The sequence below is a fragment of the Rhodococcus sp. MurmanLake-1 genome, assembly GCF_056945715.1.
This window is the reverse complement of sequence record NZ_JBWZNF010000002.1, coordinates 431428-448356: the sequence shown is the minus strand read 5'-3', so window position 1 is coordinate 448356 and position 16929 is coordinate 431428. Positions and strand designations below refer to the sequence as shown.

Below are 16929 nucleotides of genomic sequence, written 5' to 3'. Positions count from 1 at the left end.
TCTCGCGAAGTACCAGGAGCACTGATGAATGTGACTGCGCCTTTCGCCGAACCTCTCGACATGGGCAGCGTCCGCCTCCGGAACCGGTTCGTGTCCGCCCCGATGGAACGCAACTACTGCGAAGTCGACGGCACCATGACGGACGAGTACATCGCGTACCTCGCCCGCCGCGCCGAAGGTGGTGCTGCACTGATCTTCACCGAAGCGAGCTACGTGCGTGCCGACGGCAAGGGACGCATCCGGCAGATGGGCGTCGACGTCGACGAACGGATTCCCGGCATCAAGAAGATGGCCGACGCGATCCACGCTCACGGCGCCCTCGTCGGAGTCGAACTCAACCACGGTGGACGTACGGCGCAAGGTTCTGTCAGCGGGTTTGTTCCCGTTGCCCCGACACCGATTCCGTGTTTGGTTGTCGGCGGCGAGATGCCAGAACAACTCGACGGCGACGACATCGAGCACATCATCGAATGTTTCGGTGAAGCCGCAGCGCGCTGCCAGCAGGCCGGCGTCGACGTCATCTCCCTGCACGGTGGCCACGGGTATCTGATCCACCAGTTCCTCTCCCCTGCTTACAATCACCGCGACGACGAGTGGGCCGACCCCACCTTGTTCGTCAACAAGGTCATCGCCTCCGTCCACGAGCATGCTCCGGGAATCACTCTGGGACTTCGATTCTCAGCCTTCGAAGGCATTGACGGCGGACTCGACGCCGAGACGACCCGCTCTCGCATCGACGCCATCGACACCGACCGACTCGATTTCCTCGACGTCTCGGCCGGCAACTACGAAGCGGGACAGTGGATCATCCAGCCCGGTGAATGGTCCCGTGGACTCCTCGCGCCGTACTCCGAGCAGTACCAGCGCGACTTCGACATCCCGGTTGGTGTGGCCGGACGCATCACGTCGCCGGAGATCGCCGCGCAGATCATCGATTCCGGGCAGGCCAACTTCGTCAGCATGGCCCGTACGTTGCACGCCGATCCGGACTTCCCGAATCGCGCTGTCGACGGTGGCCGCTACCGCCCCTGCATCGCCTGCAACTACTGCATCGACAGCCTGGCTGCCGGTCCCATTCCCTGCTCTGTCAACCCGTGGGTCGGACGTGAACTGGATCAGCCCACAAAGCCGGCTGATGCCACCGTGCGGGTCGCCGTCATCGGTGCCGGTCCCTCCGGCATGGCCGCTGCCCGCGACCTCGCACTTGCCGGTCATCGCGTCGACCTGTACGACGAACGACCCAGCCTCGGTGGCGACTTCGCTCTGGCATCGAAGCTGCACGAATATCCCGAATACGGGCGGATCGTGGACTGGTACCTCGCGGAACTGGCCGAACTCGGGGTGCAGTGCCACACCTCGACCAGAGCTGACGCAGCATTGCTCGCAAACAGTGACTTCGATGCGATCGTCCTTGCTGCCGGTGGGAACGGTCCCGTGACTGACCTCCCCGGCGCGCAGACCCGAACTGTCCGTGACGTTCGCGAGTTCCTGGTTTCCGGAGATCCGGCCCCCGAGGCAATCACCATTTTCGGCGCCGACCGCGAGGCTGCTGCCGTCGCAGACGATCTGCTCCAGAAGGGCACCCAGGTCGTCATGATCGGGCCGCAGGAAACCATCGCGCACGACGTCGGCCGACGCGGCAAGATCGTACTGCTGCCGCGCCTGGCCTCAAGTGAGAACCTCACGACCTACCTGAGCTCGATCGTCACCAAAGTCGACGCCGATCGGGTCACGATCTCGACAGGCGGTGTACTGAGCGAAGTCGACGCCCCCGGCGAGCTGCTGATTTCACAGGGCGTCGAGCCGCGCTCGGAGCTTCTGGCCGAACTACGTTCACTGGCACCACGACTCGGGGTCCATGCCGTCGGCGACGCGAGCGGTGACGGCGGATCCATCCATGCCGCACTCGTGACCGCAGCCGACGTTGCCGTCGCCATCACCGCCGCCGCTGCGGCCCGTCAGGAGGTTCACGCATGAGCGCACACACAGCCGCACCGGTGGCAACTGCGTTGCCACCCATCGGACTCGGAACCTGGCCACTGGTCGGTGCCGACGCCACGAAGTCGGTTCTCTCCGGCATCGAGGCCGGGTACCGCCTCATCGACACCGCCGCGATCTACGGCAACGAGGACGCCGTCGGCGTAGCGTTGGCGGAGTCGGGCCTACCGCGAGAAGAACTGTTCGTCACCACCAAACTTCGTGGAAACGACCAGGTTTCCGGTGACATCCGCGGAGCGCTCGAGCAGAGCCTGGAACGACTGGGACTGGATCAACTCGATCTGTTCCTGATCCACTGGCCGCTCCCGCGAATCGATCGTTACGTTGCGTCGTTCGAGGCGATGCTTGCCTGCCGCGACGCCGGACTGGTTCGGTACGTGGGTGTGTCGAACTTCCTGGAGCACCACGTGCGCCGCGTCGTCGCCGAAACCGGCGAGGCACCGGCAGTCAACCAGATTCAGATGGACCCGTCGCTCGCGCGAATTCCGGTGCGCCGCGCCAACGACGAACTCGGAATATTCACGCAGTCGTGGAGCCCGCTCGGCCGCGGGGATGTGCTCGACAACGCCGTTGTGAGTGAGATCGCCGGTCGAATGGGTTGCACCCCTGCGCAGGTGGTCCTTGCTTGGCATGTCGCGCAGGGTGTGGTTCCGGTCGCGCGATCAGCGAACCCGACGCGTCAGGCCGAGAACCTGGCAGCACTCGACGTGACCCTCTCCGGCGAGGACATCGAAGCACTGAACAGTCTCGACCGCGGCGAGTCTGCCGCGCGGGACGTCGAAGCAGAGGAACATTTCTGATGACGTTGAAAGTCGGAATCGTCGGCTGCGGCAAGATCGCCGGCAACCATGCCCGAGCCCTGCAACAAGTCCCCGGCGTCGAGGTGATCGGCTGCTGCGATCCCGATCTCGGACGCGCCCAGGAGTTCGCGGCAGCGCACGGCATTCCCGCAGCCGTGCGTTCAGTGGAGCAACTTCTTGCCCTCGGACTCGACGCCTGCACCGTCTGCACGCCGCACCCGGTACATGAAGAAGTAGTTGTGGCCGCTGCCGAAGCGGGTGTACATGTGTTGTGCGAGAAGCCCATCGCGGTCGATGTTGCTGCCGCCGACCGCATGATCGAGGCCGCCGACCGCGCCGGTATCACGTTCGGGGTGCTCTTCCAACGTCGCTTCTGGCCGGCCGCGCGTCGGATCCGGGACGCCATCGACGACGGCCGGATCGGACTGCCCACGCTCGGCGAGGCGTCGGTGATCCTGCACCGCCCGTCGAGTTACTACTCGGCCGACGCGTGGCGCGGACGCTGGGACACCGACGGCGGTGGCGTGCTCATGACGCAGGCGGTGCACCAGATCGACATGCTGGCCTGGTTCATGGGCGAGGCCGTCTCGGTCAGCGGCTTCATCCGCACCCACACCCACGGTGAGCACATCGAGACCGAGGACAGTGCGTCAGCTGTAATTTCCTTTGCTTCGGGCGGCACCGCCACCGTCACCGCGACTACCGGTGCCAATCACAATCTGGGCAACCGCGTGACAGTGATCGGGCGCACCGGCGCCATCACCAGTGTCCTCGAATTTCCTGAAGGGCACGAGGGTGTCAACGAAATCTGGACCGTGCCCGGCGAAGTGGAGTTCCAGTCGCCGTACTCTGCCGACATCGACGCCAATCTCGATGTGGGAGCGGTTAATGCAGCACTGACCGACTTCCACACCCTGCAGGTTCAGGACTTCGCCGACGCGGTCCTGACCGGGCGCGAACCCGCCGTCACCGGACGAGACGCCCGCGCGTCACTTGCCATCATCGCCGCAATCTACGAATCGTCACGAACCGGGAAGGTTGTCGATCTGACATCGACACCGACCCTCGCAACAACTGCCAAGGAGCAGAAATGAGTAGCAGTACCCCCCTCACCTACGACGTAGTTGTCGTGGGCTCCGGCGCAGGCGGGCTTTCCACAGCAATTGCCGCAGCACATGGCGGCGCGTCGGTACTCGTTGTCGAGAAGGCCGACACCTGCGGCGGCGCAACGGCCTGGTCGGGCGGGTGGATGTGGACCCCGCGCAACATGTTTGCCATCGCCGACGGGGTTGTGGAGGATCGTTCGGCGCCGCGGACATATCTGGAGAACCGACTCGGCGACAACTTCGACGCTGCCAAGGTGGATGCACTCCTCGACGGTGCACCGGAGATGGTCGAGTTCTTCGAACGCAAGACTGCACTGAAGTTCGTTCCCGGAGCCAAGATCGCCGACATTCACGGCGACACACCGGGAGCCGGCACGGGTCATCGTTCCGTCGGACCGAAACCGGTGAGCTTGCGAAAGCTCGGCCCCGACGTCGCGGTGCTGCTCCGTCGACAGTTGTACGAGACGTCATTCCTCGGAATGGGCATCATGGCCGGCCCCGACCTGCAGGCATTCCTGCACTCGACTCGATCGCCGAAAGCATTTGTGCACTGTGGTGTTCGCGTGACAAAGCACATGTTCGATCTCGCCACCAAGCGTCGTGGCCAGCAACTCGTCAACGGCACCGCGCTTGTCGGCATGATGCTTCGCTCAGCGCTCGATCTCGGCGTCGAGATTCGGGTGAAAACGTCGGCAACATCGCTGCAGACTGACGATGACGGTCGCGTTGTCGGTGTCCGCCTCGAAGGTCCGGATGGTGCGTACTCGGTAACTGCCACGCGCGGCGTCGTACTGGCCACCGGCGGCTTCGCCCAGGACATCGACCGCCGACGTGAACTGTTCCCCCGTACCCCCACCGGAAACGAGCACTGGTCACTCACTCCGAAGACAACCACCGGCGACGGCATCACCCTCGGCGAATCCGTGGGTGGTCGCCTCGACCGCACTCTTGCCTCCCCCGTCGCGTACTGCCCCGTCTCCATCGTTCGTTATCGCAACGGCAAGGAAGGGGTGTTCCCGCACATCCTCGACCGCGGAAAGCCCGGTGTCATCGGAGTTCTCGCGAACGGCAAGCGTTTTGTCAACGAGGCACTCGGCTACCACGACTACACACTCGCGATGGTCGAGCAGGTTCCTGAGGGCGAAGAAGTGTGCTCGTGGTTGATCGCCGATCAGCAGTATGTGCGCTACCTCCCGCTGGGCATGGCCAAGCCCCTGCCGATCCCGATCCAGCCGTACCTGCGCTCGGGATACCTCACACGTGGTCGCACCGTTCGCGAACTGGCAGAGAAGATCGGCGCTGATCCGACGCAGTTGGAGAAGACAATCGAGGCATTCAATGTCGGGGCCGTGGCCGGTGAAGACCCCGAGTTCGGTCGCGGTACAACACCGTTCAACCGGGGTTCCGGCGATACCGCCAACCCCTGGCCGAACCCGTCGCTCGCTCCTTTACAGAAGGGTCCGTACTACGCGGTGAAGGTGGTGCCGGGCAGTTTCGGTACCTTCGCCGGGCTTGTCACCGACTCGTCGTCGCAGGTTCTCGATGACAACGACCGCCCCATCGAGGGATTGCTCGCCGTCGGCGTCGATCAGGCCAGCGTGATGGGCGGGCACTACCCATCGGGCGGCATCAACCTCGGCCCGGCTATGACGTTCGGGTATCTAGCAGGTCGGGAACTGGCCGGAGCCAAGACAGTTGGAGCGCACGCATGACACTCTCACTCGGGCTGGCAGCCCTCACGGTGCTCGATACCGCACCGATGCAGCACGTCGACTTGGCCGAAAAGCACGGCTTCGACACCATCGGTATCCGTCTGATGCCCGCGGCACCGGGCACTACGGCGTACCCCCTGCACGAGGACAAGCAGGGGTTGAACGAATTGGTGCGTCGACTGGATGATTCACCCGTTGAGGTATTCGACCTCGAAATCATCCGCCTTGCAGCCGACTTTGACCCCGCCGACTACGTTCCGCTTCTCGAAGCGGGTGCACAGCTCGGAGCCAAAGTCGTTCTGGTGGGCGGCGACGATCGCGACCGCGCTCGGCTCACGGACTCCTATGCCCGCCTCGCTGAACTGTGCGCGAACTACGGCATCGTCGCCTCGCTCGAATTCATGCCGTGGACTGCGGTGCCCGATGCGCGTGCGGCCATCGAGATCGTCTCGGCGGCAGACGGTCCGGCTCGTAGTGTCCTCGTCGACGCACTCCACACCGACCGCTCGGCGACCACACTGGAGGATCTTGCGTCCATCCCGCGCGAGTGGCTTCACTACACCCAGATGTGCGACGGTTCGACCCCCGCTCCTACGGATGACGCAGAACTGATCCGTCACGCCCGCGAAGAGCGTCTGGTGCCCGGCACCGGCGGCATCGCCCTGGCCGACATCTGGTCGACCCTGCCTGCCGGACTGCCGGTCAGCATCGAATTGCCCAACGAGCCGCTGCGTCAGGCAGTCGGCACCGACGCCTGGCTGGAGCGCCTGGTCGAGGCCACGCGAGCAGTGTTGGCCTAGCGGCCCTGTGCGCGTTTAGCGAGTCCAGGCACTCCCTAAACGCGCACGGGGGCGTCAGCCCCTCCGAGCCGCAACGGCCTGCGCCAGACGGTCCAACTGCGCTGCGGTGGTGGACCAGTCGATGCACGCGTCGGTGATCGACTGACCGTAGGTGAGCTCGTCCGCCTTACCCAAGGTCAGGTCCTGACGGCTGGCCTCGATGAAACTCTCCAACATGACGCCGGCGATTCCCTGCTCGCCCTCGGTCAGACGTCGGGCAATGTCGTCCAGCACGACGACCTGACGCTCGTGGTCCTTGCTGCTGTTACCGTGGCTCGCGTCGATGACCACGCGCTCGGGCAGGTTCGACTTACGCAGGCGAGCAAGGGTATCCGCGACGGTCTCGGCATCGTAGTTCGGTCCGTCGCTGCCGCCACGAAGAATCACATGGCAGTCCGGGTTGCCCGCGGTCCGAATCAAGGCAGCCTGGCCGTCGAGATCCGTTCCGGGGAACACATGGCTCGCCGCCGCAGCGCGGGTACCGTCGACGGCTACCTGCACATCACCTTCGGTGGAATTCTTGATGCCGACGGGCATGGACAGCGCGCTGCACAGCTGACGGTGAACCTGACTGGCGGCGGTCCGGGCGCCGATTGCACCGTAGCTGACCAGGTCGGCGATGTACTGCGGCATGATCGGATCAAGGAACTCGCAGCCGACAGGCAGGCCCAGACTCGACACGTCGAGAAGCAACTTGCGGCCGATACCGAGCCCGGTGTTGATGTCGAACGTGCCGTCGAGGTGGGGGTCGTTGAGCAGGCCCTTCCACCCGAGAGTGGTGCGCGGCTTTTCGAAGTAGACGCGCATGACGATGTGCAGATCGTCCCGCAGTTCTTCGGCCTTGGCGGCCAACCGGCGGGCGTAGTCCATCGCCGCTTCCGGATCGTGCACGGAGCACGGACCGACAACGACGATCAAACGATCGTCGTCACCGTTGAGGATGTTGATCGTGTCGGCCCGACCGGTGCGCACGGTTGCGGCCGCGACCTCGTCCGGAGCGTGCTGAGCACGAACAGTCGCCGGTGACACGAGCGGACTGATACTCACAGTGCGCTGATCGTCGAGGCTGTCCGAAGCTGCGGTGGTGTCGATGGTGACAGTCATGGGGTTTTCGGTTTCCTGTTCTCAGGCCGACCCCAGAGATGAAGAGAAACTCCAGCGAGCCGGTCTGTAGTCCGGCTCTTGGGTGGAGGTTGTCAGCGCGTGGTTACGCCGGCAGGCCCACCCGGGGCCGGCCTGCTAAACCAGAAATAGACGCGCTGCATGACGGCCACGATACCTCGAGTTCGGATCAGATGGGCGCGCCCGTCCACAACAAGCCGAATCCGAGGGGCGAGTCCCGTGGCACGAGTCCGTGAAGAATGGCCAAATCCGCTGAGCGGTTGGCGCTTTCGAGTAAGGCTCCGGCTGCGAAGTTCGAATACGTTGGTTAGGCACCTGCCAATGCCCGGAACATCAGATGGAGCTGCGCCTTCTCATGCCTGTGATCGAATCGACCAAAACCTTCCACCCGACGGTGTCCCCTTCTGCGACCGAAACCCCCTTGCAGTCGACAAAAGATGTGGACGACGAATTCACCCGTCTGATCGATTCCTTGACACGACGCGGGTTCCTGACCGGTGCGGCGGCGCTCGGTGCACTGGGCGCACTGTCTGCATGTTCGAGCGAATCCAGCGGCACCGAAGCCTCGGACGAGTGGGTCGACATCGTCGTCGCGGACCAGACCTACCGCCTCCCGCGGGACCCCAAGCGTGTCGTGGTGCTCGAAGCCCGAGGCGCCCTCGATTTTGCACTACTGGCCGAGTACCCGATCGTCGCGACCAATTGGGATCCGAAGTCTCAGCTCATGCAGAAGGTACCCGCCGGCGCAGCTCGCCTCGGTGGGACGAACAACGAACCGAATGCCGAATCGATCCTGAGCTACGACCCCGATCTGTTGGTTGTCGGGAAAGGCTGGTGGGATTACTACCAGGACAGGGGCCTGCTCGGCACTGACATCGCCCCGGTGCTCGTCGTTGACGAGGGCACGACGGGCTCGTCTTGGAAACAGGCCATGACCGCGCAGCTCACGGCGCTCGATCGCCGCGAAGTCGCCGAACGCGTCATCGCCCGATACAACGGAGAACTTGCTCAAGCGCGGGCCAAGATCGGTGGTCTCCTCGAAGGCAAGTCGATTGCGATCGCCGGTGCAGACAGCGGTCAGATCTGGCTGCAGAACAACACGTTCGCCGTGTCGGTTGCACAGGACCTCGGCCTGAACGTCTTGACTGACGCCGCCCATGCCGCACCCGATCGGAAGGATTCGACGTTCTACAGCCTCGAGGAGCTCGCGATCTTCGACCAGGCCGACTTCGTACTGCTACAGAACCCCGACGCCGTCGAAGCCGAGTCGCCCACGTGGAAACGAGTTCGCGCTGTCCAGGACGGCCATGTCGGACAACTGCGATACGACCTCAACAACGGCCTCGCTCTGACTGCGATGGCCCTGGCCGCTGATATCGCCGAACAGGTACAGGTCATGCGCTGACATCCGTGCGGGCATTGGATCGGTACTGGAGTGACCCCACCACACCTGGTGGGGTCACTCACGCCTCCAAGCGGAATTCGCCTCGCACCTGGCGTACACCGTTGATCTGCACTTCGACGGCATGGTCGCCGGCATAGTACTTCCGGGTACTGATCGGTTTGAAGGAATGCCTCTTCGCGATGCGGGCCGGCACCCCAGGCTCGAGCGTTCGTGTTGTCAGTTTGAAGACCTTCGGCGTCGTGGTCCCGTTGGCCTTCACGTGGTGGACGATGTAATCGATCACGACGGTGACGGACTCGCTGCCGTTGTTCGTGACAGCGAAGTCGAAAGTGAGTTCTCCACCCGCATCGACTATTTCGCGGTCGATGACGAACCCTTCGACCACGACGTCGGTGGGCGGCGAGAACCCCAGAAGAGACAGAGCATCTGGGTCGCCGGCCTTGATCAACGTCCGCAATGCATGTTTGACGATTTTCAGTGTGTTGGAATCCGGCGTCTGTAACCAACGCTTCGCAGTCGACACGGCGAGCGCTGCGTCAGCACGACTGAGATCGTTGAGATGGTTTGCGACCGAGCGTCGTACATATTCCGAATCATCCCGATACAGCTCGTCGAGAATGGCGAGTGTCGACTCGGGACGCGCCGTCAATTCTTTCACTCGTCTTCCCCAGGGCAAACGAGTACGAGTGCCTTCGGTCGCCAAGCGCCGGACGTGTTCGTCGTCATGGCCGGTCCAGGTGAGTGCGATCGCCAGCGAACGGTCAAGGTCCGTCTCGAGAAATGTGCGAATTGCGAATTCGGCCGTCAGACGCGACGTCAGCTCGGCAAGCAGAGCCATTCCCTCGTCGAAATCCGACTCGGAGCCACTTCGTGTCGCCGTGACGGCGACAGCTTCGGTCACCGGCCAGATCATCCAACCAGTGAAGGTCTCCTCTGAAAGCGCACGGCGGATGATCTCGGCGAAGGCCGGAAGATCCTGAGGCAGTTCGGCAGTCATCGCGTCCCGCACAACGCGGGTACGTTCGCCGAGACTCATACCGTCGAATTCGGATGTACTACCCCGAACGAGGGCGAGGCGTGTCTGACCGGAGGCTCGCTCGAGACAGCCTGCCAGATCGGCGACGACGGATTTCCCGAGCAGTTCGTCAGCGGTGGGCATCAGGGGCACACCGTGAGAGCGGAAATCCGATCACCGTCGAGAGAAAAATGGTGATGCAACTGGACGGGGCTTCCGGGAAAATCACCCTCGACCTTCACCGACACGACAACGGCCGAGCCTGGGGTGTTGACCGACTCGATCTTCTGGGTGAAGGTGAACGCCGTCGACACGGCGGACTTCCACGCCACGATTTCTTCGATCCCGACATACGTCCGGCCGTCGTCACGCACCACGGCGTCTTCGGTGAACACGTCACGGACGTCTCCGCCGTCGAAATACGCGCGCGCTGCGCCTGGCACCTTCGCTGAGTCGATCATTCGCGAAGAGTACTGCTGGGGTCCGACAGGTTCGGCGAACTCACTGCGCGAGCGGACGCCTCCAACTGAATCTCCATCAACAGCCTCGTCGAGGGCTCGGACAGGTCGGTATCTGTTATCTCCTCGACCCTTTTGATCCGATACCTGAGTGTGTTCGGGTGAATGCGAAGCTGCTCGGACGCGCGTCGGACATCGCCCGAATGCGCGAGGTAAACGGAGACACTTTCACGCATGTTCGACCCGTTACGCCTGTCGTAGACGTCGAGCGCGTCGATTCTCGGATCGTGCAGTTGCTCGTCGGCCGCAATCGCGTCCATGATTTCGCCCAGCAGCACCGGAGTGCGCGAGTCCGCGAGGGTGGTCACACGAACATCCCCCGACGTTCCGTCCAAGACCCGATCCACTTCGGCGCGAGCCCTGGCCACCTCAGTGAGCGTCGAAACCGGCGACGAGACTGCGGCCCGTAAACCCGAGGGCGACAACTTGTCCAAACGCGCGATAACTTCACGGGTCCACGAGACTGTGGATTTCACGGATTGGGTTCGCGGAAACAGCACATAGATCCGGGCGCCGAATGCACTCACCAGCGATTCACGGTGAAAGGCACTGGCGTGCAGGCGCAACGACGACACGAGCTCACCCGAAGCCGACAACACGCTGCTCCCGACACTCGCCACGCCGATCACCATCGCGGGTCCGGACATCGGGATGGACAACGAGGCCGCCAGAGAAGGAACATCGACGCCGCCGCCGAGAACCCCGAGCAAGCGCTGAACCTGTATCGCCTCGTTACTCGGCGCGTCTCGGATGCGCGAAATCAGCCGAGCTGCAATGGCCGCGGCACCGCGGAGCACTCTCTCGGCATCGCCGGCGATGGGAAGCAGGCCTTCCTGAACCCAGATCGTGCCGAGCAGATCAGAACTGAAACCGCTCTCCCCCTTGACGTTCTCGGAAATTCTGCGAATCGGAACCACCAACCGTCGCCTGATCGCGAGGTCTTCGTGCGCAGGCACCTCCACCACGTCGTCACTTCGCCGCAAGCTTTCGAAGACGCCCCACTCCTGCAGCTTCCGGAGGTATTCCCGAGGTCCTTCACGGCCGAGGATCGATTGCCGGCGGAGCTCGTCCGCAGCATCTCCTGATGCCGAATAAGCCATGACGTGGGAACGCTCGTCCTCGATGCTGACCATCCCCCGGGTGAGTGACGCGACGTTCTGTGCCAGCTCGAACAAGTCTGTGTCACTGCCGAATACAACGTCCTCCGAATCCTGACGGGATACCGAATGATCGAGCACGCCCCGGATCGTGGTGAACAATCGATCCCAACGAGCGTCCGGATGGACTGCTATCAAGGCGATCCCGGCGCGCTGTGCCGCCGCGCGCACCGACGTGTCCGAGGCCTCCTTCGACATTACGGCCCGAGGCGCTGATCCCTTCTGATCGACGCGGTTCAGCCAGGCTGCCAATTCTGCTGCGCCGATACCGACAGCGAGCCAGAGCTCAGAGGATTCGACGTCCGCGGTTCCGGGGCGTGTGAGGTCCCCGACCTCCGCGAACACCACGGAGTCGACGAAGACGTCATCACCTGACGGCGCGAAGACGAGCTCGACAAAGGCTCCGCCCAGCGCCCGAAGGACCGCGTCGAGCCTGACCTCACGGATAGCCACGTACCACCCACTTTCCGGACCGTTCCAACGCCTCGATTTCGAGAATAGTGCATTTTCCTGCGGAGATGGTTCAGCCGATCGAACAAACAGCGTCCGAGAAGTTTGGCCGATCAGCGGATTACTCGCCGACTCCTTTCGGCTTGACTGATGACGACACGACAACTGCCCCACCCATCAGTCTGCCGAAGGATCGTCATGGACGCCGTCACCAATGTCCCCCACCCAGCCAACGAACCGGTCAACAATTACGGGCCGGGAAGCCCGGAACGATCACGCCTACGCACCAAACTGACCGAACTGGCCGAGACACCCACCGACATCCGACAGGTCATCGGGGGCGTCCACCGAACTGCGGAAGGCAAGCGGGAGAACGTAGTTCAACCACACCGTCACAGCTCGGTCATCGGATCGTTTGCGGGCGCAACGCACTCGGATGTTCGTGATGCCATCGACGCCGCTACACTCGCCGCCCCGGCCTGGCGCGACCTCTCGTTCGACGACCGCGCGGCGGTCTTCCTCCGCGCCGCCGATCTACTCTCCGGCCCGTGGCGCGAAACCATCGCCGCCGCAACAATGCTCGGTCAGTCGAAGACCGCATATCAGGCCGAGATCGATGCCCCGTGCGAACTGATCGACTTCTGGCGTTTCAACGTCGCGTTCGCTCGTCAGATACTCGCCGACCAACCCGTTTCCGCTCCGGGAGTCTGGAATCGCGTCGAATATCGACCACTCGAAGGTTTTGTCTACGCGATCACCCCCTTCAATTTCACCGCCATCGCCGGAAATCTCCCCACCGCACCGGCCCTGATGGGCAACACCGTGATCTGGAAGCCGTCACCGACGCAGGCCGTCGCGGCGTACCTGACGATGCAACTACTCGAAGCCGCCGGCCTGCCACCCGGGGTGATCAATCTTGTTCTCGGCGACGGCCCCACGGTGTCCGAGGTCGCGCTGGCCGACCCTCGCCTGGCGGGCATCCACTTCACCGGATCGACCGCAACGTTCCAGCGTTTGTGGCGTGAGGTCGGAGCCAACATCTCGAACTACCGGACGTATCCGCGTCTCGTCGGCGAAACCGGCGGCAAAGATTTTGTACTCGCACACAGTTCAGCAGACCCCGACGTACTCACGACGGCATTGATCCGCGGGGCCTTCGACTATCAGGGACAGAAATGCTCGGCCGCGTCACGGGCATTCGTCCCGAAATCGGTGTGGGCCAAGATGGGCGACACGTTCATCGACACAGTGTCGTCACTGAAGTACGGCGACGTCACGGACCTGACGAACTTCGGCGGCGCCGTCATCGACCAGCGTTCCTTCGACCGCAACGCCGCCGCGATCGTCCGAGCCAAGTCGACCGGCAGCCTCACCATCGCAGCAGGCGGCGACTACGACGACCGCGAAGGATTCTTCATCTCGCCGACGGTCCTGCTCGGTGACGACCCCAGTGACGAGGCCTTCAGCACCGAGTACTTCGGCCCCATACTCTCCCTGCACGTCTACGACGACTCCGCACCGAATGCCTACGCCGACATCCTCGCTCGTATCGACAGCGGATCCGCGTACGCCCTGACCGGTGCCGTGATCGCCACCGACCGTGCGGCCGTCGATCAAGCTCACCACGGTCTGCGGTTCGCCGCCGGAAACTTCTACGTCAACGACAAGCCGACGGGCGCGGTAGTCGGACAACAGCCCTTCGGAGGTGCGCGGGCTTCCGGTACCAACGACAAGGCCGGTTCACCGCAGAACCTGCTCCGTTGGACGTCGACACGCACCGTCAAGGAAACCTTCGTTCCTCCCACCGATCATCGCTACCCCCACCAGGACGTCGATCCAGCCGAGAGCGAGAACCGTTGATGAGTGCCGTCTCGCTGAGCAACCCGCTGCGCCCGGTACTCCTCGCGGCGGCACGCTCGTCGCGGCTGGAGAAGACAGTCTCCGGGATGACCTTGACCCGCAAGCTGGTAGACAGGTTCGTCGCCGGGGACGCGGAACCCGCAGCGGTGTCAGCCGTACGCGACATCCTCACCAGTGGCCGGTTCGTGACGGTCGACTACCTCGGCGAGGACACTACCGATCCAGCTCAGGCAACAGCTACCGTCGACGCCTATCTCTCCCTTCTCCGCTCGTACGCAACGCTTTCCGAAGCGGCTGGGACGCAACACACCCTCGAGGTTTCGCTCAAGCTCTCAGCGTTAGGGCAGTCACTTCCCGGCGACGGCGAGAAGATCGCCCTGGCGAACGCTCACCGAATCGTCACAGCGGCAGACGAAGTGGGCGCGTGGGTCACCGTCGATGCGGAGGATCACACCACCACCGACTCGACACTGTCCATCGTCGAAGAGTTGCGCCGCGACTTCCCGACGCTCGGCACGGTCCTGCAGGCGTATCTGCACCGCACCGAGGCCGACTGCCGGCACTTCTCCGGATCAGGTTCACGAATTCGGCTGTGCAAGGGTGCATACAAGGAACCGGCCGACGTTGCGTTCCAAAAGCCCGGCGAAGTCGACGCGTCGTACCTGCGTTGTCTGAAGGTCTTGATGGAAGGTGACGGGTACCCGATGGTCGCCTCCCACGATCCCACCATGATCGACGCCGCCCTCGAACTCGCCACATTGACCGAACGGACAGCCGAGGATTTCGAGTTTCAGATGCTCTACGGCATCCGCGACGGCGAACAACGCAGATTGGTAGCCGAAGGCAATCACCTGCGGGTCTACGTTCCCTACGGCAGCCAGTGGTACGGCTACTTCATGCGTCGCCTGGCGGAACGGCCGGCCAACCTCATGTTCTTCATGCGCTCACTCGCCTCCAACAACTAGGTGCTGGAAACCGGTGGCAGCGGTGGCAACTCGAGGTTCTCACGGAAGGTACCCCCGACGTAATCTGTTCCCACGATTCTGCGCTTGCGTAGTTCCGGCAGCAGTCCGTTCGTGACGAAATCGCGTGTACGCGGATCGGCAAGGTCACCGAGCGTGATGACGTCGAGTACGCCCGCGTCGTATCGTTCCTCGATCGCGTCCGCGAGCTGTTCCGGGGTGCCCGCCGCTGCCCAGTGGCCGGTGTCCTTGGACGCGATGATCAACTCACGCAGAGTCTTTCCTTGTGATGCGAGCTTGCCGAAGATCTCGACCCGGCCCCGTCGTCGATTCACCGACGACGGGTCCGGCAACAACGACTCCGGGATCGGCCGGTCCAGCGGCAATTCCGAGAAATCCACGTCACCGCCGAACATGTCGGCAAGCCTCGTGCGTCCGGCGTCGAAGTCCGTCGATTCCTCGGCTTCTCTGACCAATCGTTCGACTTCGGCTTCGGTAGCGCCGTACGTTGCGTGGAACGAGCTGAAAATCAGTGGCAGTTCGTCCCCACGCCCCAACTCTGCCGCCCGGGCGCGGATCGTCTTCGTGTAGGTGACCGCGTCCTCGAAGGTTGCGAGAGAAGTGAATACGACCTCCGCGAAGCGAGCACCCAGTTCGATACCTCCGGCAGATTGGCCTGCCTGGAATTGGACCGGACGACGCTGCGGCAGGGAGGGGATGTTCAGCGGCCCCTGCACGGTGAAGTACTTGCCTCGATGCTCGATGGGGACCACCCTCGACGGATCGAGCACCGCTGAGCCCTCTCCCCGGGTCAGGGCGCCGGGCTTCCAACTGTCGAAAAGCGCGTTGACCACCTCGAGCGATTCGGCCGCTCGGGCGTACCGCTCCTCCGGACTCGGCAGGTCAAGGTCGCTGTAGTTCTCTTCTCCGAGTGAGGAAGTGACGGCATTCCATGCGGCTCGACCATTGCTGACGTGGTCCAGGGTGCCGAACAACCGCGCCAGGTTGAAAGGGTGATGAAACGTCGTCGTGACGGTGGCGATCAGCCCCACATGGGTGGTGACCGCACTCAGCGCGGCAAGGAAGATCAACGGCTCCTGCGCACCGATCGCGCCCTGCGCGCCGAAACTCAGCAGGTCGGCGGCAAACAGTCCGTCGATCTTGTTCGCCTCAGCCGTCTTTGCGACGTCGATCGCGGACGCGACCGTCGACGTCGTCGGATCGATCGCGGCGTCGTAGATACTCACCGCCCCGCTGACACCGGTCACCGTCTTGAGTGGACGCCTACGATCGGCCACCGACCATCCTCCTGGCTTCGCGAAATCTGTTCCGAATTCACAACGCTAGACCGATCCTGGCTCCCGACAAGGTATTCACTCAGCCTGGTTATATCCCTCCACACACCGCTTGGTCACGCACCGGATTTACGGGCACGATAGGCGGCGACGTGCGCCCTGTTCCCACAGTTTCCGGTGTCGCAGTATCGCTTCGAACGATTGCGCGACAAATCCACGAAGACCGCCTCGCAGTCCGGGGCCTCGCACCATCGCAACCGCGAGAATTCGTCGGTTCGGATCAGATCGAGCACACCCATCGCCGCTTCTGCGGCCATCCGGTCCACCAGTGGCGAATCGTCAGCGGTGACGTGCAGATGCCAGCCGAGGTCGTCGTGCCTGGTGAGCCGCGGCCTCGCGCCGGATTCGAGTAGCAGTGTGTTCACCACCTCGACGGCGTCGTCCACTCCCGCGGCTTCCCAGAACTTTCGCAGTCGTGGACGCAGCGCACGAACCTCCGTCAATTCCTCCCGCGTGTCGTCCCGCCTGCCGGTCCAATGATCCGCGTCGAGAAACCGTGTCAGCTCCCCTTGATCCGGAAGCAGTTCAGCCCCGCCGCGGGCCGTGTTGACCAACGACGCGGCGAAGACGAGCGCCGATTCCGTGTCACCAGCAAAATGCACTTTGACTCCTGAGCTCTATCAACCTAAT

The 16929-nt window shown here is 63.3% G+C and carries 14 protein-coding genes; 8 read left to right on the top strand and 6 right to left on the bottom strand.

Annotation, left to right across the window (positions count from 1 at the left end; translation table 11 throughout):
* Positions 1 to 24: 24 nt before the first annotated feature.
* From AC2ETI_RS08460 to AC2ETI_RS08440, 5 genes are read left to right on the top strand one after another with little or no spacing between them, the layout of a single operon-like run.
* Positions 25 to 1977 (top strand): NADH:flavin oxidoreductase, encoded by a 1953-nt coding sequence (locus AC2ETI_RS08460; RefSeq protein WP_483633782.1) that lies wholly within the window; start codon positions 25 to 27, stop codon positions 1975 to 1977.
* Positions 1974 to 2798: an aldo/keto reductase gene (locus tag AC2ETI_RS08455; RefSeq protein ID WP_021332175.1), complete on the top strand. Its 825-nt coding sequence runs from the start codon at positions 1974 to 1976 to the stop codon at positions 2796 to 2798. The genes AC2ETI_RS08460 and AC2ETI_RS08455 overlap by 4 nt, the downstream gene beginning before the upstream one ends.
* Entirely contained in the window at positions 2798 to 3892 is a 1095-nt protein-coding gene (locus AC2ETI_RS08450; RefSeq protein WP_483633781.1) for a Gfo/Idh/MocA family protein, read from the top strand. The genes AC2ETI_RS08455 and AC2ETI_RS08450 overlap by 1 nt, the downstream gene beginning before the upstream one ends.
* Positions 3889 to 5616 (top strand): FAD-dependent oxidoreductase, encoded by a 1728-nt coding sequence (locus AC2ETI_RS08445; protein ID WP_483633780.1) that lies wholly within the window; start codon positions 3889 to 3891, stop codon positions 5614 to 5616. The genes AC2ETI_RS08450 and AC2ETI_RS08445 overlap by 4 nt, the downstream gene beginning before the upstream one ends.
* Positions 5613 to 6416 carry a sugar phosphate isomerase/epimerase family protein gene (locus AC2ETI_RS08440; RefSeq protein ID WP_483633779.1) on the top strand — a complete coding sequence of 268 codons (804 nt, stop codon included), beginning with the start codon at positions 5613 to 5615 and terminating at the stop codon, positions 6414 to 6416. Before AC2ETI_RS08445 ends, AC2ETI_RS08440 begins: the two co-directional genes overlap by 4 nt.
* A gap of 54 nt (positions 6417 to 6470) precedes the next feature.
* Here the strand turns inward: AC2ETI_RS08440 and AC2ETI_RS08435 are convergent, their stop codons facing one another.
* Positions 6471 to 7559: a 3-deoxy-7-phosphoheptulonate synthase gene (locus AC2ETI_RS08435; protein ID WP_483633778.1), complete on the bottom strand. Its 1089-nt coding sequence runs from the start codon at positions 7557 to 7559 to the stop codon at positions 6471 to 6473.
* Between the two features lie 373 nt (positions 7560 to 7932).
* Here AC2ETI_RS08435 and AC2ETI_RS08430 point away from each other — a divergent pair, with 373 nt between their 5' ends.
* Positions 7933 to 8982: an ABC transporter substrate-binding protein gene (locus AC2ETI_RS08430; RefSeq protein ID WP_483633777.1), complete on the top strand. Its 1050-nt coding sequence runs from the start codon at positions 7933 to 7935 to the stop codon at positions 8980 to 8982.
* A 58-nt stretch (positions 8983 to 9040) separates the two neighbouring features.
* Here the strand turns inward: AC2ETI_RS08430 and AC2ETI_RS08425 are convergent, their stop codons facing one another.
* The 3 genes from AC2ETI_RS08425 to AC2ETI_RS08415 are packed head-to-tail and all read right to left on the bottom strand — an operon-like array spanning position 9041 to position 12125.
* Positions 9041 to 10141 carry a DNA alkylation repair protein gene (locus AC2ETI_RS08425; RefSeq protein WP_259117000.1) on the bottom strand — a complete coding sequence of 367 codons (1101 nt, stop codon included), beginning with the start codon at positions 10139 to 10141 and terminating at the stop codon, positions 9041 to 9043.
* A complete protein-coding gene (locus tag AC2ETI_RS08420; RefSeq protein WP_020908852.1) occupies positions 10141 to 10458 on the bottom strand; it encodes a nuclear transport factor 2 family protein in 318 nt (105 codons plus the stop codon). Before AC2ETI_RS08420 ends, AC2ETI_RS08425 begins: the two co-directional genes overlap by 1 nt.
* Positions 10455 to 12125, bottom strand: coding sequence for a PucR family transcriptional regulator (locus AC2ETI_RS08415; RefSeq protein ID WP_279217707.1), 1671 nt, complete (start codon positions 12123 to 12125; stop codon positions 10455 to 10457). Before AC2ETI_RS08415 ends, AC2ETI_RS08420 begins: the two co-directional genes overlap by 4 nt.
* 195 nt (positions 12126 to 12320) lie before the next feature.
* On the opposite strand from AC2ETI_RS08415, the gene pruA reads away from it, so the two are divergent.
* Together pruA and AC2ETI_RS08405 are read left to right on the top strand one after the other, a co-directional pair.
* The gene (gene pruA, locus AC2ETI_RS08410; protein WP_021345333.1) at positions 12321 to 13982 is read left to right on the top strand and encodes an L-glutamate gamma-semialdehyde dehydrogenase; all 1662 of its coding nucleotides are present in this window, start codon (positions 12321 to 12323) and stop codon (positions 13980 to 13982) included.
* Positions 13982 to 14947 (top strand): proline dehydrogenase family protein, encoded by a 966-nt coding sequence (locus tag AC2ETI_RS08405; protein ID WP_019745000.1) that lies wholly within the window; start codon positions 13982 to 13984, stop codon positions 14945 to 14947. Before pruA ends, AC2ETI_RS08405 begins: the two co-directional genes overlap by 1 nt.
* Here AC2ETI_RS08405 and AC2ETI_RS08400 read toward each other — a convergent pair.
* Positions 14944 to 16242, bottom strand: coding sequence for an NtaA/DmoA family FMN-dependent monooxygenase (locus AC2ETI_RS08400; RefSeq protein ID WP_308371103.1), 1299 nt, complete (start codon positions 16240 to 16242; stop codon positions 14944 to 14946). The genes AC2ETI_RS08405 and AC2ETI_RS08400 overlap by 4 nt on opposite strands.
* A 113-nt stretch (positions 16243 to 16355) precedes the next feature.
* Complete coding sequence (locus AC2ETI_RS08395) at positions 16356 to 16901, bottom strand: CGNR zinc finger domain-containing protein (protein WP_483633776.1); 546 nt, start codon at positions 16899 to 16901, stop codon at positions 16356 to 16358.
* Between the last annotated feature and the right edge of the window lie 28 nt (positions 16902 to 16929).

Coding starts and splice junctions, on each gene's coding strand:
- AC2ETI_RS08460 (WP_483633782.1), top strand. CDS start 25: ATGAATGTGACTGCGCCTTTCGCCGAACCTCTCGACATGGGCAGCGTC.
- AC2ETI_RS08455 (WP_021332175.1), top strand. CDS start 1,974: ATGAGCGCACACACAGCCGCACCGGTGGCAACTGCGTTGCCACCCATC.
- AC2ETI_RS08450 (WP_483633781.1), top strand. CDS start 2,798: ATGACGTTGAAAGTCGGAATCGTCGGCTGCGGCAAGATCGCCGGCAAC.
- AC2ETI_RS08445 (WP_483633780.1), top strand. CDS start 3,889: ATGAGTAGCAGTACCCCCCTCACCTACGACGTAGTTGTCGTGGGCTCC.
- AC2ETI_RS08440 (WP_483633779.1), top strand. CDS start 5,613: ATGACACTCTCACTCGGGCTGGCAGCCCTCACGGTGCTCGATACCGCA.
- AC2ETI_RS08435 (WP_483633778.1), bottom strand. CDS start 7,559: ATGACTGTCACCATCGACACCACCGCAGCTTCGGACAGCCTCGACGAT.
- AC2ETI_RS08430 (WP_483633777.1), top strand. CDS start 7,933: ATGCCTGTGATCGAATCGACCAAAACCTTCCACCCGACGGTGTCCCCT.
- AC2ETI_RS08425 (WP_259117000.1), bottom strand. CDS start 10,141: ATGCCCACCGCTGACGAACTGCTCGGGAAATCCGTCGTCGCCGATCTG.
- AC2ETI_RS08420 (WP_020908852.1), bottom strand. CDS start 10,458: ATGATCGACTCAGCGAAGGTGCCAGGCGCAGCGCGCGCGTATTTCGAC.
- pruA (WP_021345333.1), top strand. CDS start 12,321: ATGGACGCCGTCACCAATGTCCCCCACCCAGCCAACGAACCGGTCAAC.
- AC2ETI_RS08405 (WP_019745000.1), top strand. CDS start 13,982: ATGAGTGCCGTCTCGCTGAGCAACCCGCTGCGCCCGGTACTCCTCGCG.